This window comes from Mycolicibacterium sp. lyk4-40-TYG-92, assembly GCF_030209435.1.
In the GTDB taxonomy this organism is placed as follows: Bacteria; Actinomycetota; Actinomycetes; order Mycobacteriales; family Mycobacteriaceae; genus Mycobacterium.
In genome coordinates, this window is sequence record NZ_JARVRX010000003.1 from 540,970 (window position 1) to 560,165 (window position 19,196).

20 protein-coding genes are annotated in these 19,196 nt (G+C 67.4%); 12 read left to right on the forward strand and 8 right to left on the reverse strand.

Annotation, left to right across the window (positions count from 1 at the left end; all coding sequences use genetic code 11):
* The first annotated feature begins 7 nt into the window (after positions 1-7).
* The 3 genes from QRN63_RS08755 to QRN63_RS08765 are packed head-to-tail and all read left to right on the forward strand — an operon-like array spanning position 8 to position 1,409.
* Complete coding sequence (locus tag QRN63_RS08755; RefSeq protein ID WP_267319728.1) at positions 8-592, forward strand: Rv1363c family protein; 585 nt, start codon at positions 8-10, stop codon at positions 590-592.
* A gap of 14 nt (positions 593-606) precedes the next feature.
* Positions 607-933, forward strand: coding sequence for a DUF732 domain-containing protein (locus tag QRN63_RS08760; RefSeq protein WP_285030440.1), 327 nt, complete (start codon positions 607-609; stop codon positions 931-933).
* Positions 930-1,409, forward strand: coding sequence for a CAP domain-containing protein (locus QRN63_RS08765; protein ID WP_267319726.1), 480 nt, complete (start codon positions 930-932; stop codon positions 1,407-1,409). The genes QRN63_RS08760 and QRN63_RS08765 overlap by 4 nt, the downstream gene beginning before the upstream one ends.
* Positions 1,410-1,568: 159 nt before the next feature.
* On the opposite strand, the gene QRN63_RS08770 is transcribed toward QRN63_RS08765, so the two are convergent.
* Positions 1,569-2,606: an LLM class F420-dependent oxidoreductase gene (locus QRN63_RS08770; RefSeq protein ID WP_267319725.1), complete on the reverse strand. Its 1,038-nt coding sequence runs from the start codon at positions 2,604-2,606 to the stop codon at positions 1,569-1,571.
* Position 2,607: 1 nt separating this feature from the next.
* Complete coding sequence (locus tag QRN63_RS08775) at positions 2,608-3,027, reverse strand: nuclear transport factor 2 family protein (RefSeq protein WP_267319724.1); 420 nt, start codon at positions 3,025-3,027, stop codon at positions 2,608-2,610.
* A 110-nt stretch (positions 3,028-3,137) separates the two neighbouring features.
* Between QRN63_RS08775 and QRN63_RS08780 the strand changes: the two genes are divergently transcribed.
* From QRN63_RS08780 to QRN63_RS08795, 4 genes are all read left to right on the forward strand, one after another.
* Complete coding sequence (locus QRN63_RS08780) at positions 3,138-3,698, forward strand: PadR family transcriptional regulator (RefSeq protein ID WP_267319723.1); 561 nt, start codon at positions 3,138-3,140, stop codon at positions 3,696-3,698.
* An 8-nt stretch (positions 3,699-3,706) separates the two neighbouring features.
* Positions 3,707-4,465, forward strand: a complete 759-nt coding sequence (locus QRN63_RS08785) for a helix-turn-helix domain-containing protein (RefSeq protein WP_285030441.1) — start codon at positions 3,707-3,709, stop codon at positions 4,463-4,465.
* Between the two features lie 94 nt (positions 4,466-4,559).
* Positions 4,560-5,090, forward strand: a complete 531-nt coding sequence (locus QRN63_RS08790) for a class I SAM-dependent methyltransferase (RefSeq protein WP_285030442.1) — start codon at positions 4,560-4,562, stop codon at positions 5,088-5,090.
* A 40-nt stretch (positions 5,091-5,130) separates the two neighbouring features.
* Positions 5,131-6,342 carry a DUF7373 family lipoprotein gene (locus tag QRN63_RS08795; RefSeq protein WP_285030443.1) on the forward strand — a complete coding sequence of 404 codons (1,212 nt, stop codon included), beginning with the start codon at positions 5,131-5,133 and terminating at the stop codon, positions 6,340-6,342.
* Here the strand turns inward: QRN63_RS08795 and QRN63_RS08800 are convergent.
* On the reverse strand, positions 6,332-6,853 hold the full coding sequence (locus tag QRN63_RS08800) for a septum formation family protein (RefSeq protein WP_285030444.1): 522 nt from the start codon (positions 6,851-6,853) through the stop codon (positions 6,332-6,334). The two genes, QRN63_RS08795 and QRN63_RS08800, sit on opposite strands and share 11 nt — an antisense overlap.
* Before the next feature lie 127 nt (positions 6,854-6,980).
* On the opposite strand from QRN63_RS08800, the gene QRN63_RS08805 reads away from it, so the two are divergent.
* Positions 6,981-8,651, forward strand: a complete 1,671-nt coding sequence (locus tag QRN63_RS08805) for an alpha-keto acid decarboxylase family protein (RefSeq protein ID WP_285030445.1) — start codon at positions 6,981-6,983, stop codon at positions 8,649-8,651.
* 16 nt (positions 8,652-8,667) lie between these two features.
* On the opposite strand, the gene QRN63_RS08810 is transcribed toward QRN63_RS08805, so the two are convergent.
* Positions 8,668-9,444: an alpha/beta hydrolase family protein gene (locus tag QRN63_RS08810; RefSeq protein ID WP_285030446.1), complete on the reverse strand. Its 777-nt coding sequence runs from the start codon at positions 9,442-9,444 to the stop codon at positions 8,668-8,670.
* A 155-nt stretch (positions 9,445-9,599) separates the two neighbouring features.
* Between QRN63_RS08810 and QRN63_RS08815 the strand changes: the two genes are divergently transcribed.
* Positions 9,600-10,493 carry a mycobacterial-type methylenetetrahydrofolate reductase gene (locus QRN63_RS08815; RefSeq protein ID WP_285030447.1) on the forward strand — a complete coding sequence of 298 codons (894 nt, stop codon included), beginning with the start codon at positions 9,600-9,602 and terminating at the stop codon, positions 10,491-10,493.
* Between the two features lie 35 nt (positions 10,494-10,528).
* Here QRN63_RS08815 and QRN63_RS08820 read toward each other — a convergent pair whose 3' ends face one another.
* Positions 10,529-11,014, reverse strand: coding sequence for a hypothetical protein (locus tag QRN63_RS08820; protein ID WP_285030448.1), 486 nt, complete (start codon positions 11,012-11,014; stop codon positions 10,529-10,531).
* 126 nt (positions 11,015-11,140) lie between these two features.
* Between QRN63_RS08820 and QRN63_RS08825 the strand changes: the two genes are divergently transcribed.
* Positions 11,141-11,632, forward strand: coding sequence for a MarR family winged helix-turn-helix transcriptional regulator (locus QRN63_RS08825; RefSeq protein WP_285030449.1), 492 nt, complete (start codon positions 11,141-11,143; stop codon positions 11,630-11,632).
* 9 nt (positions 11,633-11,641) lie between these two features.
* Here the strand turns inward: QRN63_RS08825 and QRN63_RS08830 are convergent, their stop codons facing one another.
* Positions 11,642-12,871 carry an acyl-CoA dehydrogenase family protein gene (locus QRN63_RS08830; RefSeq protein ID WP_267319714.1) on the reverse strand — a complete coding sequence of 410 codons (1,230 nt, stop codon included), beginning with the start codon at positions 12,869-12,871 and terminating at the stop codon, positions 11,642-11,644.
* A gap of 82 nt (positions 12,872-12,953) precedes the next feature.
* Here QRN63_RS08830 and QRN63_RS08835 point away from each other — a divergent pair, with 82 nt between their 5' ends.
* Both QRN63_RS08835 and hrpA read left to right on the forward strand, forming a co-directional pair.
* The gene (locus tag QRN63_RS08835; RefSeq protein WP_285030450.1) at positions 12,954-13,556 is read left to right on the forward strand and encodes a TetR/AcrR family transcriptional regulator; all 603 of its coding nucleotides are present in this window, start codon (positions 12,954-12,956) and stop codon (positions 13,554-13,556) included.
* A gap of 19 nt (positions 13,557-13,575) precedes the next feature.
* Positions 13,576-17,481: an ATP-dependent RNA helicase HrpA gene (gene hrpA, locus QRN63_RS08840; protein ID WP_285030451.1), complete on the forward strand. Its 3,906-nt coding sequence runs from the start codon at positions 13,576-13,578 to the stop codon at positions 17,479-17,481.
* Here the strand turns inward: hrpA and QRN63_RS08845 are convergent.
* Both QRN63_RS08845 and QRN63_RS08850 read right to left on the reverse strand, forming a co-directional pair.
* On the reverse strand, positions 17,478-18,578 hold the full coding sequence (locus QRN63_RS08845; protein WP_285030452.1) for a DUF1214 domain-containing protein: 1,101 nt from the start codon (positions 18,576-18,578) through the stop codon (positions 17,478-17,480). The two genes, hrpA and QRN63_RS08845, sit on opposite strands and share 4 nt — an antisense overlap.
* Positions 18,575-19,150, reverse strand: a complete 576-nt coding sequence (locus QRN63_RS08850; protein WP_267319710.1) for a TetR/AcrR family transcriptional regulator — start codon at positions 19,148-19,150, stop codon at positions 18,575-18,577. The genes QRN63_RS08845 and QRN63_RS08850 overlap by 4 nt, the downstream gene beginning before the upstream one ends.
* Positions 19,151-19,196 lie beyond the last annotated feature (46 nt).

Below are 19,196 nucleotides of genomic sequence, written 5' to 3' on the forward strand. Positions count from 1 at the left end.
ACAGATCATGACAGTCGATATCGAGGAACGCACCGCCGCACTCGACGATGACGAGGCGGTCGAGAATGCCGTCGTCGAGGCTGAACCTGCTGTGGTGCCGGGCGATTCACGTAAGCCATGGGCGCGATGGGTGGGCCTGACGCTGGCGGTCGCCGCGATGCTGCTGGCCGGCGCCGCGGGGTACTTCAAATGGCAGGACGGTTCGGTGCGGCTCGCGCAAGCCGCGGCCATCGAGTCGGTGCGGGCGGCCGGCGACGGTACCGTCGCCATGCTGTCCTACCGACCGGAAACCGTTGATACCGAGCTCAAGTCGGCCGCTGACCGGCTGACCGGCAGCTTCCGCGGCGAATACACGAAACTGGTCGACACCGTCGTGGCGCCCGGGGCCAAGCAGAAGCACATCTCGGCGGTGGCGACGGTGCCCGACGCCGCTTCGGTTTCCGCCACCGAAAACCATGCCGTGGTGCTGGTTTTCGTGAACCAGACCACGACCATCGGTGCGGACGCGCCCACCGCCTCGACCTCGACGGTGCGGGTGACTCTGGACAAGGTGCACGAGCGATGGCTGATCTCGCAGTTCGACCCCGTGTGACGCGGGGACTCCTGATGTTGCTCGCTGTGTCGGCCGGACTCGGATGGGCAGTGCCGCCGGCTCACGCCGACCCGGTGACGTACGTCAACAGTGTGAACGCGCGACCCGGCTTCAACTTCCCGAGCGGTGATGCCGCCATCGCCTACGGCCGCGGCGTGTGCGACAAGATCGCGGTAGGTCGCAGCTATGCGCAGATCATCGGTGATATCAAGGTCGAGGTCACCCACGGCGACGAGAGCCTGGCCAATTACCTTGTCGGACAGGTTGTCAACGAACTGTGCACCGAACTGATCGGGCCGCTGCGCGATTCCGCGGCCAATTACCGGCCGGGGGCACAGTGAATACCCGATTGAGTTGGGCGATCTTGGCGGTCGTCGGCGGCGGTGTCGCGCTACCTGCAGTGGCCCACGCCGACAACACCCGGCTCAACAACAGCGTCGTGGCCAATGTCTACACCATTCAGCACCAGGCCGGGTGCACCAACGACGTGGCGGTCAGCCCGCAGCTGCGGCTCGCCGCCGAGTGGCACGCGAACGACGTCCTGAACAACCGCGATCTGGACGGTGACCTCGGATCGGACGGGTCGACGCCGCAGACGCGAGCCCAGGCAGCGGGCTTCCGGGGCAAGGTGTTTCAGACGGTGGCGATCAACCGTTCGATCGCCATCAACAACCTCGATGTACTGAATCAGTGGTACTACGACCCGCCGACCTACGCGATCATGGCCAACTGCGCCAACACCGTCATGGGTGTGTGGTCGGAGAACAGCTGGGATCGCTCGGTCGTCGTCGCGGTCTACGGTCAGCCGGGCGCGTAGATCAGACGGCGGGAGCGCTCTGCTCATCGTGTCGCGCCCGGAGCTGTCAGCCGAGGCTGACAATGTCAACGGACGCTGACAATGTCAGCGTCCGTTGACGGGTCCGGGCCGCACGTGCCGCAAGGAGAGACGACGCGCGGGCCGATCACCTCATCGGTCCTACACCAGCTCGCGCAGCTCCTCGATCAGCTTGACGCGGTCGGCGGTCGTCGCGCCCATCGGCACGACGTTGAGCACCGTGACGCCGGCTTCCCGGAAGGCGGCGACCCGCTCCTTGACGAACTCGCGGCTGCCGATCAACGAGATGTCCCGAACCAGCTCGTCGGGCACGACTTTCGCCGCGCCCTCCTTGTCGCCGGCCAGGTACAGCTCCTGGATGCGGTCGGCCTCGGCGCCGTAGCCGTACTTGGTGGCCACGTTGTGATAGAAGTTCTTGCCCTTGGCGCCCATGCCGCCGATGTACAGCGCGATGTGCGGCTTGATGAACTCGCGCATCCCCTCGACATTGTCGCCGATGGCCAGGGCCGGTCCGGCGTAGATGTCCATGGGCGGCAGCGATGCGTCGCGCTTGGCATACCCGGCCTCGAGGGCGTCGCCCCAGACGTCCTTGGCCTTCTCGGGCAGGTAGAAGATCGGCTGCCAGCCCTCGGCGATCTCCGCGGCCAGCTCGACGTTCTTCGGGCCGAGCGCCGCCAGCAGCACCGGGATGCGTTCGCGCACAGGGTGGTTGATCAGTTTGAGTGACTTGCCGAGTCCGGTGCCCTGACCCTCCGGCAGCGGGATGGTGTAGTGCTTGCCCTGGAATGCGAGTCGTTCGCGGCGCCACACCTTGCGGCAGATCTCGACCACCTCGCGGGTGCGGCCGATCGGGCTGTCGTAGGGGACGCCGTGGAAGCCTTCGATCACCTGCGGGCCGGAGGCGCCCAGACCCAGGATGTACCGGCCGTCGGACACGTAGTCGAGCCCGGCCGCGGTCATGGCCGTCAGGGTGGGGGTGCGGGTGTAGAGCTGCAGGACGCCGGAGGCCAGCTCCACCCGCTCGGTCGCAGCGGCCAGATAGCCGAGCGCGCTGATGGCGTCGAAGGAGTACGCCTCAGGGACGAAAACGACATCCAGGCCGGCCTTTTCGAGGTCGGCGACCTCGGCCACAACCTCCTTGAATCCGCCGGCGTAATTGATGCCCAGTCCGATCTTCACGCTACTGCTCCTTCGCTGCCAGAGCCGCGATCTCCTCGGCGGCCTCGGCTTGGATCTGGGGGAACTGGGCGGCCATGGCCTCGGAGAGCGCCATGGCGCCGGACAGCGGCCGGATCATGACCATGAAATCGTCGATCAGGCCTTCGCTGTTGACGTGGACGAAGTCGCACCCGTTGACCGTCTTGCCGCCCACCGTGGCCTCGAAAACCAGTGCATGGCTGTTGGTTTCGGGATCGTTGATCTCCCGGACGTAGCGGAAGTCCTCGAAAACCCGCATCACTCCACGAAGGATCGCGGCGGTGATCGGTTTCCCGGGGTACGGCTTGAAGGCGACGGGGCTGGTGAACACCACGTCGTCGGCCAGACACGACACCATCGCCGCCGGATCGTGGGCCTCGACGGCCTTGCGGAATGCCTGCATCGCAAACCTCGCATAGTCAATTTGTTGATTAGGTACGGGTGACGCTAGCGGGACAGGCTCGACATGTCTATATGTGACTAATCACTTTGTTGACTATTAGACTCTCGAGCATGGCTCTGCGTGACGCCGTCTTGGCGGCCCTGCTCGACAGCGAGGCCTCGGGATATGACCTGGCCAAGGGCTTCGACGCGTCCGTCGCCAACTTCTGGATGGCCACCCCGCAGCAGCTGTACCGCGAACTCGACCGTCTCGCGGCCGACGGGCTGATCGAGGCCCGCGTCGTCGAACAGGAGCGGCGGCCCAACAAGCGGATGTTCACCCTGACCGACGCCGGGCGCGCCGCTGTGCATGCGTTCACCGAGGCCACGCCGAAGCCGTTGGCCATGCGCGACGACCTGCTTGTCCAGGTGTCGACCGTCGACAGCGGCAACGCCGAGGCCGTCTGCGCGGGCCTGCGGGACCGAATCCAGTGGACCACCAAGCAACTCGAACTCTATGAGCGCATCCGCACCCGAATACTGGGCGGCCGCAGCGAGGCGGCGTTCCTGGCCGAGGCGGAGCGGGTGGGGCCCTATCTGACGCTGATGCGGGGTATCTCGTTCGAGCAGGAGAACCTGCGGTGGGCGCAGGAGGCACTGGCGGTCGTCGAGCGTCGGCAGACACGGCGCTAGCATCGGGTATGCCCGTCTGGGAGCTGGGTCCGGCGCAGATGATGGTCGTCGGCACGTTCGGTGACCTGGAGATTCACCACCATCCGGCGGTGCAGGTCGGTGTCGGCCTGACTGGTCCGCTGACGGTCCGGACGGACGGCGCGACGCCCCGCAGCGGGCACGTCGTCGTCATCGCCAGCGGCGCCGGTCATGCGGTACGGTCCGAGCCCACGGATCTGACGTTGGCCCTCTATCTGGCGCCCCACACCTGGCCCGGGGCACCACTGCACGCGTTGAGCCGCAGCGAATCCGGCGACGGCATCTGGATTCCCGCCGATCACCGGGCGCTCGCACGTGCGGTGGCGGACGCGCTCGACGCCGACCCCGAGTTGGCTGCCGCAACATTGATCGACCGGCTCTGCGGTGACCCGGGGCAGGAACCCGGCCTCCATCCGCAGCTGAGGCGGGCGATGGACCTGATCTACAGCGGCACAACCGAATCCGTGGACCTGGCATCGATCGCCCACGAGGTCGCGGTATCTCCCGACTACCTCGGCCGCCTGTGCCGGCAGCAGACCGGCGTCTCCTTCTCGGCGGCCACCCGTTGGGCCAGGCTGCTCTCCGGGTTGAAGCATCTCGCCGGCGGTGAACAGGTCACCGACGCCGCGCATCTGGCCGGATTCGCCGACGGCTCCCACGCCAACCGGGTGTGCCGTGAGATGACCGGCGCCCCACCGTCGGCGATCGCCCGTGCCCTGCGGGATTCGACGGATCCGTCCAAGCCCTGACGGTGCAGGCGGCTCGATACTCGGAGGACACCACGAGGAGGAGGCCGCAATGCCGGTGATGTCGAAAGTCGAACGGGCCTTTTGCTGTGGCGCCATGTGGAGAACCACCACCCGCGCCGTCCTCGACATGCTGCCCACTGATCGGCTGGGTGATCAATTACTCGAAATCGGTTCCGGCAGTGGCGCAATCGCGGAGGGACTGTCGACCGCACGTCCTGGATTGGCAATCACCGCGACCGATCTGGACCCGGTGATGGTCGACGCCGCCACGGGGCGGTTGAAGGACAACCCGCGCGTCACGGTGCAGAGCGCCGACGCCACCCGCCTGCCGTTCGCGGACGGCGCGTTCGATTCGGTGGTCAGTTGCCTGATGCTGCACCACGTCATCGAATGGGAGGCCGCGGTCGCCGAGATCGCCCGGGTGCTGAAGCCCGGAGGACTGTTCGTCGGCTACGACCTGACCCGCACCCCGGTGGCGACAGCCGTGCACCGCGTGGACCGGTCCCCGTTCCGGCTGGTGAACCCCGACGAACTGGCGGCTGAAGGACAGCGCAACGGGCTGCGTATCGATACGGATACCAAGGTGTTTGGGCATGTGATGCAGTTCAGCGCCGCGAAGACCTGACACTGGGTAGGTTGGTCTGCAGTCGGCAGGGGAGGGACGCATGCGGGGCCTGGTCAGTTGTGGAGCGGTGGCCGCGGTGGCGGTGCTGGCGGCAGGGTGTGGTGGGGGGTCGACGCAGTCCAACCTGGCCACGTCATCGGCGAAGCAGGCGACCACGACGGCGCCACCCCCGCCGGCGATCGTCGCCCCGGCGCAGTTGAAGCCGGGGAAGTACCCGACCAAGGCCCATGAACCCTACGGCACCGCGGGTGCCCCGGACGCCGGCGCGCGGCTCGAGGCGCAACAGCTGGCCGGCTATGTGGTGGGACCCTGGCAGGTCGACGGCTCGCTCACCGAGCCTTATCTGTCAACGTATTTCGTCATCGACGAACCCGGTCTGCTGGCTCAGTTCGGCCCCGAGAACATTGCGACCGCGGCCGGCAGGCACAACTTCATCGCTGGGTTCGCCTCGGCGCGTGAATCTGCCGCCAAGACCGTGCTGATCAACGGCGTACTGCGCTTTGCCTCGCCCGCCGACGCCGGCGCCGCGGCCGGTGAGATGAACGCGGCTGCCCTCCAGCTCAAGATCCGTGGCGCAGAACCGAAAACCGTTGTCATCCCGGATCATCCGGATACGCTGGCGTCGACGTACGACGTCGATTCCCGCGGCACGAAATTGACCACCGTGCGGTCCTTCACCGCGCACGGCCCCTATGTCCTGACTCAGTTGGCGCAGTCGACGGCCGGCCCTGATCCGGCCATCGCGTTGGTGGCCAAGGCGATAGGCGCTCAGGCCACCGCGATCGAGCCCTTCAAACCCGCGGCAGATCTGCCGGCCGTGCCGATCGATCCGACGGGTCTGCTGGCCTTGACTTTGCAGACCGAGTCACCGCGCAATTCGCAGAACGCCGTCTACTCCGGCACCGGGGCCCTGCACTTCCAGAGCAACCCGATCACGTCGAGCAAGGTGTTCCAGGACAACGGTGTGACAGCGTTCGCCCGCGGGAAGACCAGCGTGTACCGGGCCAAGGATCCGGGATCGGCGGTGAACGTGGCGAACACCTTCGGCAAGGAGGTGTCGGTGGACGGCACCGAGACTGCCGATCCGGTGCCGGCGCTGACGCTGAGCCGCTGCATCTTGCTGGCCAACCCGAAGCAGTTCTACTGTGTAGCGCCGGCCGGTGACTATGCCATCGAGGCGCGCGGCACCGAGCTGAAGGACGTGCACGAACAGGTTGCCGCTCAATACATCCTGTTGACGGCTAAGCCTTAGCGGAGCCGTTCAGGGAGACGCCCGTGGCCGACTGCAGCAGGCAGATGACGGTGCTGGGCAACGGCGTGTGCCCGGTGCGGTCCATGTTTGAGTCGATCAGGTAGGTCGAGGTGTACCGGCTGTTCGGGCCGGCGTACTTGGTCAGGCCCGCCGCGCACTGCTGATCGGCGACACCGGCGACGGCGTCGTTGACCGCCACATTGGCGCGCAGGAACACCTCAGCGATGTGCGGTGCGGAGCAGTCCACCAGCGTCACCTCGACGACGCTCGGGTCGGTCGGCGGCGGCGTGTTCAGGCAGTCGCCCACTTGTAGGTCGACCCACTTGGCCTGCCGCGCATTCGGTTTGATCGGCACGATGGGAACGGGCGACGGGAGCTGGGCTGCCGTTGTCGTGGGCGGCGGTGCGCTCGATGTGCTCGGCGGCGGCGTCGCTGACGTATTCGAACCACAGGCCGCGAGCAGCGACATTGCCGCGACCTGCCACACGATCCGGCGCGGGCGAACGGTCATGGCGGCCATGGTAGTGCTTCGGTGGCCGGTGCCGGGGCGGGAACCCGATGGGCGCCGGCCGGCAAGAACAGCCCGGTTCGCGGCGGGCGGTTACCATCGCCGTACCAGCGACCCCAGGGAGGCCGGGATGCCCGAATACACCGTCGGTGACTACCTACTGGACCGGCTCGCCGAACTAGGCGTCACCGAGATTTTCGGTGTACCAGGCGATTTCAACCTAGAACTGCTCGACCATGTGATCGCGCACCGCGATATCCGGTGGGTCGGCAGTGCCAATGAGCTCAACGCGGGCTACGCCGCCGACGGCTACGGCCGGCTGCGCGGCATGGCGGCGCTGATCACCACATTCGGTGTCGGTGAGCTATCGGCGGCCAATGCGATCGCGGGCAGTTATGCCGAGCATGTTCCGGTGGTGCACATCGTCGGCACCCCGTCCATCGACGTGCAAGGCTCCCGCCGGGTGATCCATCACTCGCTCGGTGACGGCGACTTCGATCACTTTCTGCGCATCGCCCGCGAAATCACCTGCGCACAAGCCAAACTCGTGCCGGCGACAGCCACGCGGGAGATCGACCGGGTCCTGTCGGAGGTGCACGAGCGCAAGCTGCCCGGCTACCTGATGCTGGCCACCGACGTCGCCCGGTTCCCGGTCGAACCACCGAGCGGGCCCCTGCCGCGGTACACCAGCGGCACGAGCCCGCGGGCGCTCTCGTTGTTCACCGCGGCCGCCGCTCGCCTCATCGGCGAGCATCAGTTGACGGTGCTGGCCGACCTGCTGGTGCACCGACTGGAAGCCGTCCCGCAGCTGGAGGCACTGCTGGCGGCCGACGTCGTGCCGCACGCCACGCTGATGTGGGGCAAGAGCCTGGTCGACGAATCCGCGCCCGAGTTCCTCGGCATCTACGCGGGCACCTCCAGCCAGGAGTCGGTCCGGCAAGCCATCGAGGAGGCCCCGGTGCTCGTGACCGCCGGGGTGCAGTTCACGGACATGGTCAGTGCCTCGTTCACGCAGCAGATCGATCCCGCCCGGACCATCGACATCGGACCCAACCAGAGCACGGTGGCCGGAGAAGTCTTTGCGCCACTGGATATGTCGGCCGCGCTCGAGGCGATCACCGGCATCCTGAAGACCCGGCCCACCCGGTCGCCCGCCGTGCCGCAGCCGGGGCCCGACGCGCCCGACCCGGTGCTCGAACCGGATCAGCCGCTCACCCAGAAAGCGCTGTGGGACAAGGTCTGTGGTGCCCTCACCCCGGGCAATGTGGTGCTGGCCGAACAAGGGACGTCGTACTACGGCATGGCCCGGCACCGGCTGCCCAGCGGCGTGGCGTTCATCGGTCAGCCGTTGTGGGCGTCCATCGGCTACACCCTGCCGGCCGCACTCGGTGCGGGCCTGGCGGAGCGGGACCGTCGTCCGGTGTTGTTGATCGGCGACGGCGCCGCGCAGCTCACCATCCAGGAACTCGGCCAGTTCGGCCGCGAGGGCGTTCCCGCCGTGGTGATCCTGGTGAACAACGACGGCTACACCGTCGAACGCGCGATCCACGGTCCCGCCGCGCCGTACAACGACATCGTGAGCTGGCGGTGGCGCGACATCCCGGCGGCCTTCGGTGTCGGAAACCCGTTGTCGCACCGGGCGACAACCTGCGGCGAGTTGGACGCGGCATTGGCCGACGCGGCAGCACATCCCGACGATCTCGTCTTCATCGAAGCCGTCGTGACCGAACTGGATGTGCCGCCGCTGCTGGAGGAACTCGCGGCCGCCATCGCGAAGGCCAACAAAGCGGCCGGCAACTGAAGCGCGGGTTGTTCCGTTACCGCGGACGCGCCTTGTCCGGACCCAGGTAGGCGTCGGCCCAGGCGCCGATGATTCGTCCGGCGCGCTTGGCCTGCCCTGGTCCGGTGAGCAGGTGTTCGGTGCCCTCCAACGACACGAAGCTGCGCGGGTGGCGGGCGGTGCGGAAGATCTCGCTGGCATTCTCGATGCCCACGGTGTTGTCGGTGGGGGAGTGCAGGATCAGCAACGGCAGATGTAGTTCCTTGATCTTGGTGTGCAGCTTGGCCGCGCGGACGTCCTCCACGAAGTCGCGCTTGAGGGTCAGTTCGCGCCCGCCGACCATCCATTGCGCACTGCCGTTGGCGAGCACGCAGTCGAGGATGTCGTCGTACTGCTTCTCGACATGCGACGGATCGATGGGCGCGGCGACCGTCGCCACCGCGCGGACCCCGGGCGCCTGCCGCGCTGCGGACAGCACCGATGCCCCGCCGAACGAGTGGCCCACCAACAACGCGGACGGCGTGCCACGTTCGGTCATGAACTTGCACGCCTCGATGACGTCGTTGGTCTTGTGGGTGAAGGACCCGTCGCCCCAGTGGCCTTCCGAGTCGCCCAGCCCGATGGCGTCGAAGCGGAGCATCCCGATGCCGTCGGCGGCCAGTTGCTTGCAGATGCGCGCGGCGGCGGGAGAGTCCTTGCCGAGCGTGAAGCCGTGAGAGAAGACGCCCCAGCCGCGCGGGGTGCCTTCGGGGAGGTCGATGATTCCGGCGAGCATGGGGCCGGTGGAACTCTGGAACTTCACGCGTTCAGCCACGGGACGGGTTTATCACGGCTGGCAAGCCGGACGTGGCCGATTCTTTGCTGGAGGCCATCGGTAGGGTGGAGGTTTCACGGGAAACACGACCTGCGGGTCGTAGCGGTCAGTGACGCCTGCGCCCCGTATGTAGTCCTGAGATCCGGAGCAGAGTCGTGACCCTGAACACCATCGCCTTCGAACTGGTCCCGCCGAATATCGAGCGCGGTCCCCAGTTTGCGGTCGACGAGGCGCACAAGGTGCTGCTCAACGCCGCGGCCGTCGGCCTCGAGGGCCGCATCCGGCACGTGATGATCCCCGGGATGATCGAGGAAGACGGCGACCGGCCCATCGAGATGAAGCCGAAGATGGACGTCCTCGACTTCTGGCAGTTGATGAAGCCCGAGCTGCCGGGCATCCGCGGGCTGTGTACCCAGGTGACGTCGTTCCTCGACGAGGACGCGCTCTCGAAGCGGCTGGCGGTGCTGCAGGAGGCGGACTTCGACGGCATCGCGTTCGTCGGCGTCCCGCGCACCATGAGCGACGGTGAGGGCGCCGGCGTGGCGCCGACCGATGCGTTGACGATCTACCGCGATCAGGTGCCCAACCGCGGCGTCATCCTGATTCCGACGCGCGATGGCGAGCAGGGGCGCTTCAACTTCAAGATCAACCAGGGCGCCACCTACGGCATGACCCAGTTGCTGTACTCGGACACGATCGTGGGCTTCCTGAAGGAGTTCGCTGCGACCACCGAGCACCGACCCGAGATTCTGCTGTCGTTCGGGTTCGTCCCCAAGATGGAGTCGAAGGTCGGCCTGATCAACTGGCTGATCCAGGATCCGGGAAATCCTCTGGTCGCCGCCGAGCAGGAATTTGTTACCCGCCTGGCCGGCGAGGAGCCTGCGGCCAAGCGGGCGCTGATGCTCGACCTGTACAAGCGCGTCGTCGACGGTGTCGGCGAACTGGGCTTCCCACTGAGCATTCACCTGGAAGCCGCGTACGGGGTGTCCAAGCCGGCATTCGAAACCTTCGCCGAAATGCTGGACTACTGGGCGCCTGACAAGGGCTAGCCTCGCGCGCCGGTACTGTGTTCCGGCGCAACCCATTACGACGCTGCGGCCATGCCGCCGAACAACCGGCCGGCGTCGGCGGCTGTCAGTCCGCCGGGCATGGACGGCATGCGGACCTCGGCGCGGCGGGCGCTGTCACGCGGACCATCGGCCGAGCCCGACGTCTTGCGGATCTGATTCGCCGCTGGGTTGTCGGCACCCCCGGTGTACTGCTGCGCGCTGATGGAAACCGCCGGTTGAGATCGGGGGATGGCGCCGGGTGCCGTGTGCCCCGTGGGAGTCATCGGAGCGGTCGAAGTCCGGCCGTCATTGGTTTGCGCGCTGACCGAACTGGTCGGTTCAGGGCGGTCGATCACGGGACCGGGGTGGGGGCCTTTCGCCGCCGCGGGCGTGGCCAGTGCGACGGACAGCGCCGACAGTCCGATGGCAGTCGCCGTCATCGCCCAGGCGACGTGGCGACGGAAGCTGCGGTGGTCCTGTTCATGCGACGAGGTGCGGGTGTGGCTTGCTGTGGTGTTCATGACGCCGCCTTTCTGCTGATACTTGCTCGAACAAGTACATTGAGAAAGCTATTCCAACTGGGTTTTTTAGCTATGCCTGCGTCAGTTATGATGGTTGGACAACTAATGAGGAGCGGGGGTGCCGTCATGGGCGAGGAGAGCGCCGAGCGACCGGAGGCCGGGGAGTCGACAACGCTGCCGACGGCGGCCCGGAGCGGCCCCGTCAGCCACGCGGTCTTCCAGCTGACCCGGGTGACGCGAACCGTCGTCGCGACGTTGCTGCGGCCGCTCGGCCTCTATCCCGGCCAGGAACTCGTGATGATGTATCTCTGGGACCTCGGGCCGCTGCGCCAGACCGACCTCGCTCAGCTCACGAGTTCTGACGCCCCCACCATGACGCGGATGATTCAGCGCCTGGAACACGCCGGTTTCGTACGCCGGTTCCCGAGCCCCGAGGACAAGCGCGCCCACCTCGTCGAAGCGACGCCGGCGAGTCGGGGTCTGCAGCAGCAGATCGAGAGCGTGTGGGGTCAGATCGAGGAGATGACCGTCGGTGGTTTGAGTGACGCGGAGCGGGCGACGGTGCTGCGCGTCGTGCAGGGCCTCGAATGGCGCCTCGCCCGTGCGGCGATGGAGTAACCGACCGCGCTATCCCGTGATGTCACGGCCGATCAGCTGGCGGGCGATAACCCACTGCAGAACTTCGTTGGCGCCTTCGAAGATCTCCAGAATCTTGGCGTCGCGGTAGATCTCTTCGAGGCGATAGCTTTCGCCGGTTGCCGAGACCCGTCGGGCGAATCCGTAACCGCCATGGATTTGGAGCGCATCGCGGGCGAGGTCGTTGGCGAGCCGGGTCGCGTAGGACTTGGCCATGGATGCTTCGGGCTCGCCGGAGCGGTCGCCGCGGTCGAGGCGGACGGCCGCCTTCTGGTACATCGATCGAGCGGCTTCCAGCTCGGTGGCGCGTTCGGCCAATTTGTACTGCCAGTACTGCATCTCACCGAGCTTGCGGCCGAACAGTTCCCGGCTCCGGAGGCGGGCCACAGCGAGGTCGAGGGCGATCTGGGCGACACCGACACCGGCCGCCGCGATGCCAAGACGCCCGGCAGCCAGGGATGCCAACGCCGTCGCCAGACCGCGGCCGGCTTCGCCGAGCGCGTGGTCTGCCGGCACCGCGACGTTGTCGAAAACGATGTCGGCGGTGATCTGGCCGCGGTGGCCCATCTTGAGATCCGGTTCACCGACCTGGACCCCGGGGCTGTGCATGTCGATGAGGAGCATGGTGGCGTTGTCAGTGTCGCCGTCGCGGCACAGAATGCAAACCCAATCGGCGACAACCGAATTGGTGATCCAGCGCTTCCGGCCACTGACGCTGAATCCAGTCGGGGTTCGGGTGGCGACGGTCTTCAACGCGCTCGGTGTCAGATCGCTTGACGCATCGGGTTCGGTTGTGGCGAAGGCGAATACCGCGTCACCACTGATGAGGCCGGGTAAGACCCGCTCACGGATGTGGGGCTGGGCGAACGAGAGCGCTCGGGCGTTGAGGATGCACTGCCCGTCGTACACGCCGGCCAAACTCGAGCTCTCGTAAGCGATTTCCTCGGTGACGATGCAGGTTGCCAGCATGGGGTGCTGCAGTCCCTCGCCGAATGGTTGCTCGAACGGCACCGCGAAGCAACCGGCGCCGGCCAGGCCCTTGAAGGCGCTCCATGGGAATGCGTCGACGGACTCCTCGCGCTGCGCGATCTCGCGTGCCACCGGCGCCAGGTGGGTGGCGACGGCGGCGCGCGCCATTGCCCGGACGTGCCGGACGTCGTCGGGCAGGAACACGTCGTGCCACATGCGCTCGGCGGTCCGGGTGATGGATTCGGTGTGCATGCGCGTCCTTCTGCGGTAGTTGGGGCAGAGCGTAGGCAAATCCGATGAAACTAGTCAACCCTGACTAGTTTATGATTCGGTGATGACGCAACCTCGACGTGTACAACGGCGCGGCATCGCGGTGCAGGAGCGCATCCTGGACGCCGCGGTGCGGGCCCTCGTCGAGAACGGGTACGCCGGCACGTCGACGCTGCGCATCCAGCAGATGGCGGAGGTCAGCCGGGGCAGTCTGTTGCACCAATTCCCGTCGCGTGATGCCTTACTCGTCGCAGCGGTCCAGCACCTCGCCGCGGCGCGGTTCAACGAAATGGGTACGCGGACCACGTGGCCCGACGATCCCCACGACCGGATCCGCGCCGCTGTGTTGGCCATGTGGTCGACCTACCAGCAGGACTACTTCTGGGCGGCCACCGAGCTCTGGCTCGCCGCGCGGCACAACGCAGAACTTCGGGGCAGCCTCGAACAGCAGGAACGCGTGCTGTACAAGCAGGTACGCGCCGTGACCGACGCCATGTTCGGTGAGCCGCTCAACCAACATCCGGACTACGCCCGCGTCCGGGAAACCCTCAACACCAGCATGCGTGGTGTGGCGCTCACCTACGCTTTCGATCGCCGGAGCGCGATGCGGGATCCGCATATCGCGGACTGGGTGGCACTGGCGGTCAGGGTGCTGCTGGGCGAGTAGACCGCCTATCCTGGGACCAGTGTCCGACCAACAGCAGCGCGTACTGCGTGATCGTCTGGATGGTCTGACCATCCGTGACGCCGCGCGGCTGGAGCGGCGGCTGAAGAATCTGCGGGACGACAACCCGGAGAAGATCGCCGAACAGATCGCGGCCGCCGAAGGCGTGATCGCCAGCCGGCTCGCAGCCGTGCCGGCCATCACCTATCCCGACCTGCCGGTCACCGACCGTCGAGATGAGATTGCCAAGGCCATCACCGACAACCAGGTCGTGATCGTCGCCGGGGAGACCGGCTCGGGGAAGACGACGCAGCTGCCCAAGATCTGCCTGGAACTCGGACGCGGCATCCGCGGCACCATCGGGCACACCCAGCCCCGCCGGTTGGCGGCCCGCACGGTGGCGCAGCGGATCGCCGACGAAACCGGCACCGCACTGGGCGGCGCCATCGGCTACACGGTGCGATTCACCGACCAGGCCAGCGACTCGACCCTGGTCAAACTGATGACCGACGGCATTCTGCTCGCCGAGATTCAGAGGGACCGCCGGTTGCTCCGGTACGACACCCTGATCCTCGACGAGGCCCACGAACGCAGCCTCAACATCGACTTCCTGCTCGGGTACCTGCGCGAGCTGCTGCCGCGGCGCCCAGACCTGAAGGTCATCGTGACGTCGGCGACCATCGAGCCGGAGCGGTTCGCAAAGCACTTCTTCGATGCCCCGATCGTCGAGGTTTCGGGACGTACCTACCCCGTCGAAATCCGGTACCGGCCACTGGAAGTCCCCGTTGCGGTCGACGACAGCGATGACCCTGACGACCCGGACCACGAGATAGTCCGCACCGAGCCCCGAGACCAGACCGAGGCCATCGTCGACGCGGTGCGCGAACTGGAATCCGAGCCGGCCGGCGATGTGCTCGTTTTCCTGTCGGGCGAGCGCGAAATCCGGGACACCGCAGAGGCTTTGCGTGACGCGCTGTCCGGTGACACCTTCCCGACCGAGATCCTGCCGCTGTATGCCCGGTTGCCGACCGCGGACCAGCAGAAGGTCTTCACTGCGAAGCCGGGCGGTCCGCGCCGGATCGTGTTGGCCACCAACGTCGCCGAGACGTCCCTGACCGTGCCGGGCATCCGGTACGTCGTCGACCCCGGCACGGCGCGCATCTCGCGGTACAGCCGACGCACCAAGGTGCAGCGGCTGCCGATCGAACCGATCTCGCAGGCGTCGGCAGCGCAGCGCTCCGGCCGGTCCGGTCGAACGGCCCCGGGGGTGTGTATCCGGCTGTACTCCGAAGAGGACTTCGCGTCGCGGCCGCGGTACACCGACCCGGAGATCCTGCGCACCAACCTCGGCGCGGTCATCCTGCAGATGGCGGCTCTGGGGCTCGGCGACATGGAAGGACCCGCGGCGTTTCCTTTTTTGGACCCGCCCGATGCGCGCAGCATCCGGGACGGCATCCAATTACTCCAGGAATTGGGCGCTTTCGACGCGAAGGGCGCCATCACCGACGTCGGGCGACGGTTGGCCCGGCTGCCGCTGGACCCGCGCGTGGGCCGGATGATCCTGCAGGCCGACACCGAGGGCTGCGTGCGCGAGGTGCTGATCCTGGCTGCCGCACTGTCGATCCCGGACCCGCGCGAACGCCCGTCGGACCGGGAAGAGGCCGCCCGGCAGAAGCACGCCCGCTTCGCCGACGAGCATTCGGACTTCATTTCCTATCTGAACCTGTGGAACTACCTGCGGGAGCAGCGGAACCAGTTGTCCGGCAGCGCGTTCCGTCGGATGTGCCGAGACGAGTTCCTGCACTACCTGCGGATTCGGGAATGGCAGGACCTGGTCGGTCAATTGCGCAGCATCGCCGGCGATCTCGGCATCCGGGAGTCGGGTGACGATGCCGATCCGCTCCGTATCCATACCGCGCTGACCGCGGGTCTGCTGTCGCACATCGGGTTACGGGAAGGCGAGACTCGGGACTACCAGGGCGCTCGCAACTCGCGGTTCGTGTTGGCGCCGGGTTCGGTGCTGACGAAGAAGCCGCCGCGATGGATCGTCGTCGCGGATCTGGTGGAGACCAGCCGGCTGTTCGGGCGCATCGCGGCGCGCATCGAACCGGAGACCGTCGAGCGGGTCGCCGGAGATCTGTTGCAGCGCACCTTCAGCGAGCCGCACTGGGACGCCCGGCGCGGCGCGGTCATGGCGTTCGAACGGGTCACGCTCTACGGCCTGCCGTTGGTGCCGCGCCGTCGGGTGGGCTACGCGCAGGTGGATCCGGTGGTCGCGCGTGAGCTGTTCATCCGGCACGCGCTGGTCGAAGGCGACTGGCAGACCCGGCACCACTTCTTCCGGGACAACACCCGGTTGCGGGCCGAACTGGAAGAGCTGGAAGAGCGCGCCCGGCGCCGCGACCTGTTGGCCGGCGACGACGAGGTCTACGCCTTCTACGACCAGCGGGTACCCGAAAGCGCGGTGTCGGCACGGCATTTCGACGCCTGGTGGAAGAAGCAGCGACATCTGACGCCGGACCTGCTGACCATGACGCGCGCGGACCTGCTGCGCACGGACACCGACGCCGACCAGCCCGACACCTGGCAGACCGGTGACCTGTCGCTGCCGTTGAGCTACCGGTTCGAACCCGGCGCCGCCGATGACGGTGTGACGGTGCATGTTCCGGTCGAGGTGCTGGCCCGGCTCGGCGGCGACGGTTTCGCATGGCAGGTGCCCGCGTTGCGCGAAGAGCTGGTCACGGCGCTGATCAAGTCGCTACCCAAGGACCTGCGGCGCAACTTCGTGCCCGCACCCGACACCGCGCGGGCGGTGCTGCCGGACCTTCATCCGGGGGATGGCTCGCTACTGGAGGAGCTGCAGCGCGAACTGCGCAGGCGCAGTGGCATTCTGGTGCCGATCGACGCCTTCGACCTGAGCAAGATTCCGGACCACCTGCGGGTCACCTTCGCGGTCGAGAAAGACGGCACCGAGGTGGCGCGCGGCAAGGACCTGGGCGCTTTGCACGATCGACTGGCCGGCTCGGTCCGGCAGGCGGTCGCCGGCGCGGTCGCGGGTGATCTGCAGCGGACGGGCCTGAAGGCCTGGCCCGACGACCTGGCCGAGTTGCCGCGCAGTGTGGAGAGTTCGGCCGGTGGCCACACCGTGCGCGGATTCCCGGCGTTCGTGGATACCGGTGCGGCGGTGGACATCCGCGTGTTTCCGACGGCGGCTGAACAGGCCGCGGCCATGGGCCCGGGGCTGCGCCGGTTGCTGCGGCTCGCCGCGCCGTCACCGGTCAAGGCCGCCGAGCGCGGGCTCGATCCCCGGACGCGCCTGGCGCTGGCGAGCAATCCCGACGGCAGCCTGGCGGCACTGCTCGAAGACTGCGCGGACGCTGCGGTACGGGTGTTGGCGCCCAAGCCGGTGTGGACCGGCGCCGAATTTCGAGCGTTGCGCGACACCGTCGCCGCCAAGCTGGTCCCGACGACGCTCGACGTCGTCGGCCGCGTCGAGCGGGTGTTGACGGCGGCCCACGCGGCGCAGGTTGCCTTGCCCGACAAGCCGTCTGCGCTCCAGGCCGATGCTGTCGCTGACATCCGCGCACAGTTGGCCCGGCTGCTGCCGGTCGGATTCGTTGCGGCGACGGGCGTGACGCACCTGGCCGACCTGACCCGGTACCTGACCGCGGTCGGCCGGCGCTTGGAGCGTCTGCCGCAGGCGCCGGCGGCGGACCGGGAACGGATGGACCGTGTCCACGCCGTCGAGGACGCGTACGACGAACTGCGGCAGGCGCTTTCGCCCTTGCGCGGCCAGGGCGACGATGTCCGCGACATTGCCCGGCAGATCGAGGAGTTGCGCGTCAGTCTGTGGGCCCAGCAGTTGGGCACCCCGAGGCCGGTCAGCGAGCAGCGGATCTACCGGGCCATCGACGGCATCGTCCCCTAGCTGACCTCGGTCGGGGCGTCGTCGACCTTGACCAGCTGAACTTCGGGACGGTCCGGCACCTGATCGGTGAGGAACCAGCGGAACGCCAGGTTGCCCTGCGGATAGTCCAGCGTGGTAAGCGAATTCGGGTGCTCGGTGGTGCCGCGCGACAGGACGACAGTGACCGTGCCGTCGGAGTTGGGCACCGCGCTGTATCCGTTGAGCGAGCTGCGGGCGTCACCGGCACCAGGGGTGGCCATGAACTGGTTCCATACCACCAGGTTCCAGAACCGGCAGGCCGGCGGCCGGTGGGTGATGACCAGCGCCTCGTCCTCGGCGAGCACGAAGCTCCCGTACGAATAGCAGGCGTCGCGCGCCGACCAGCCGAAGTTGGCGTCCGGCACCTGGTAGGGCGCGGCGAATTCATTGGCCCGATGGGCGGTTTCGTGCCCGAGGCTGGCCTCGTCGACGGCCCGCGTGCCCACCGGCATCGGCATGATGGCGAACAGCGTCCGGATCCAGGTGGCGCTGGACCGCAGCGCGGCGGCCGTCGCGGCGTCACTGTGCCGGAACGGCTCCGGGGGATCGAGTGCCTCGATGTTCCAGGTGACCGGACGCCCCGTCGCCGGGTCGGCCTGGTAGTCACGGGTGAGGAAGACGGCCGCGTCGGGCAGTGGACCGAGCTCGAACGAGAAGTTGCCGTCAGCATCGAATTCGATGTCGGTGTCCCGGATTATCGCGACGACGCGGTTGGACCAGGCGCCGGGCGAGGGCTCGTTGTAGGCGGTCAGGGAGAGGTAGACGCTGTCGCCCTTGTTGCCGCTGATCCGGTATTTGCGCTCGGGATCGACCGGGCACGTGTGGTAGTAGGCGTCGGTGTTGTCGCCGCCCCACCGGCGGTCATGCCGGGTGGGGGTGTTGACGGTGACGAACTGTGGCCGGCCCGGTTCGGGAAACAAGTAGCAGTCCAGCGCTACCCCGAGACCCGTCGCGAGCATGCGGTAGCCGTCGGCGATCTGGCGGTCGTCGGTGACGGCGCGCGGACCCTCCAGGAATGAGCTGTCGAGCTCACGCAGGGTGTCGAGGAGTTCCCGCCATGCGGCAGCGGATTCGGTCATGCACCAATACCTTTCAGAATCAATGTGGTGTTGCGGTCGATCCAGTCGTCATCAGGGGCAGCGCTCCGGGTGAGGGCGGCGAGCAATGCGATGCCGGTGATGACCTCGGTCAGTTCGGATCCGGTGACGTCGGCGCGAAGTTCGCCGCGGGCCGCGGCCGCATCGAGACGGGCATGCAGTCCGGGTCCGAGTGCGTCGGCGAAGCGGTCCAGCAGGGCGCTGTGCAGGCTGGCGTCAGCGGTCATTTCGCCGAGCAATCCGGGTAGTGCGGCGCGCGCCGCGGGAGTGCTGAGCACCGCCACGGTGCCGCGGACCATCGCGCGGACGTCCCCGGCCAGGGACCCGGTGTCCGGCAGTTCCGTGGCTATACCGGCGGGGAAGACGGCCTCGTGGACGAGGTGTGCCTTGCTGGGCCAGCGTCGGTAGATCGTCGGCTTACTGGTGCCGGCCTGCTTGGCGATGGCATCCACCGACAACGCCGAGTAGCCGACTTCGCCGAGCAGCTCGGCGGTCGCGGCGAGCACCGCGTTGTCGATGCGTGAATCACGGGGGCGTCCAAGTGCTTTCGTCATTACGAAACTCATAGTAACATAAGTGGTGTGACTGACACCACAGACG

Bases quoted from the DNA above. Each gene is read 5' to 3' on its own strand.
- QRN63_RS08780 (WP_267319723.1), top strand. From the start codon at position 3,138: ATGGCTCTGCGTGACGCCGTCTTGGCGGCCCTGCTCGACAGCGAGGCC.
- QRN63_RS08800 (WP_285030444.1), bottom strand. From the start codon at position 6,853: ATGACCGTTCGCCCGCGCCGGATCGTGTGGCAGGTCGCGGCAATGTCG.
- QRN63_RS08830 (WP_267319714.1), bottom strand. From the start codon at position 12,871: ATGCACACCGAATCCATCACCCGGACCGCCGAGCGCATGTGGCACGAC.
- QRN63_RS08790 (WP_285030442.1), top strand. From the start codon at position 4,560: ATGTGGAGAACCACCACCCGCGCCGTCCTCGACATGCTGCCCACTGAT.
- QRN63_RS08775 (WP_267319724.1), bottom strand. From the start codon at position 3,027: ATGCAGGCATTCCGCAAGGCCGTCGAGGCCCACGATCCGGCGGCGATG.
- QRN63_RS08835 (WP_285030450.1), top strand. From the start codon at position 12,954: ATGACGCAACCTCGACGTGTACAACGGCGCGGCATCGCGGTGCAGGAG.
- QRN63_RS08795 (WP_285030443.1), top strand. From the start codon at position 5,131: ATGCGGGGCCTGGTCAGTTGTGGAGCGGTGGCCGCGGTGGCGGTGCTG.
- QRN63_RS08785 (WP_285030441.1), top strand. From the start codon at position 3,707: ATGCCCGTCTGGGAGCTGGGTCCGGCGCAGATGATGGTCGTCGGCACG.
- QRN63_RS08850 (WP_267319710.1), bottom strand. From the start codon at position 19,150: ATGACGAAAGCACTTGGACGCCCCCGTGATTCACGCATCGACAACGCG.
- QRN63_RS08760 (WP_285030440.1), top strand. From the start codon at position 607: ATGTTGCTCGCTGTGTCGGCCGGACTCGGATGGGCAGTGCCGCCGGCT.
- QRN63_RS08825 (WP_285030449.1), top strand. From the start codon at position 11,141: ATGGGCGAGGAGAGCGCCGAGCGACCGGAGGCCGGGGAGTCGACAACG.
- QRN63_RS08805 (WP_285030445.1), top strand. From the start codon at position 6,981: ATGCCCGAATACACCGTCGGTGACTACCTACTGGACCGGCTCGCCGAA.
- QRN63_RS08820 (WP_285030448.1), bottom strand. From the start codon at position 11,014: ATGAACACCACAGCAAGCCACACCCGCACCTCGTCGCATGAACAGGAC.
- QRN63_RS08845 (WP_285030452.1), bottom strand. From the start codon at position 18,578: ATGACCGAATCCGCTGCCGCATGGCGGGAACTCCTCGACACCCTGCGT.
- QRN63_RS08755 (WP_267319728.1), top strand. From the start codon at position 8: ATGACAGTCGATATCGAGGAACGCACCGCCGCACTCGACGATGACGAG.